This is a genomic window from Shewanella sp. SM101 (genome assembly GCF_025654465.1).
Taxonomy (GTDB): Bacteria; Pseudomonadota; Gammaproteobacteria; order Enterobacterales; family Shewanellaceae; genus Shewanella; species Shewanella oncorhynchi.
Map to the genome: position 1 here is coordinate 1 of NZ_JAKKRH010000147.1, position 616 is coordinate 616.

Consider the following 616-nt stretch of genomic DNA (forward strand, 5'->3'; position numbering starts at 1 on the left):
TCGCATGATATGATTTTGGCTTAGTGAATGGGTTTTCTTATTTTCAATTAATCAACTAGGCATCAACCTATGAACATAGAAACAATCAGTTTTTTGAAGAAAAATGCCGCGAGCTTAACCCTCGATGAACCGATGATTATTACTCAAAATGGTGTACCTGCTTACGTTATCGAGTCGGTAGCGGATAGAAATCGACGTGATGAGGCGATAGCTTTACTCAAGCTAGTCAGTTTTGCAAAAAGCGATCAAAAAAATGGCCGCACTATGTCATCAAGTGCATTCAAGGAACGCTTGGCGGGTCGTAAACTGGCTTTAAAGGATAATAAGTAGTATGTCTGTGGTAAAACTTGAATATACCAAGACATTTGAAGATACCGTAGATAGTGCTATATCTCACTATTCCCAATGGCATGACGAGATCACTATTATTGAGAGAATTGAGGCAGTTATTGAGGCATTTGAAGCATCTGTGACGCAAAATCCTTTGAGCCATGCATTATGTCAAGAGTTAGTTGAACTTGGCATTACTCAAGTAAGGCACGCGATAAAAGAGGATTTTAGAATACTGTACGAGGTTAGCTACATTAATGATGAGTCTCTTGTTACTGTGCTACTT

General features: G+C 38.8%; 2 protein-coding genes. Both read left to right on the forward strand.

The window, feature by feature from the left end:
- Window positions 1–69 precede the first annotated feature (69 nt).
- Window positions 70–330 (forward strand): type II toxin-antitoxin system Phd/YefM family antitoxin, encoded by a 261-nt coding sequence (locus L5M38_RS24670; RefSeq protein ID WP_263180556.1) that lies wholly within the window; start codon window positions 70–72, stop codon window positions 328–330.
- Between the two features lies 1 nt (window position 331).
- Window positions 332–616: type II toxin-antitoxin system RelE/ParE family toxin (locus L5M38_RS24675; RefSeq protein ID WP_263180557.1), on the forward strand; the 285-nt coding region annotated here is incomplete at its 3' end.

Coding starts and splice junctions, on each gene's coding strand:
- L5M38_RS24670 (WP_263180556.1), top strand. CDS start 70: ATGAACATAGAAACAATCAGTTTTTTGAAGAAAAATGCCGCGAGCTTA.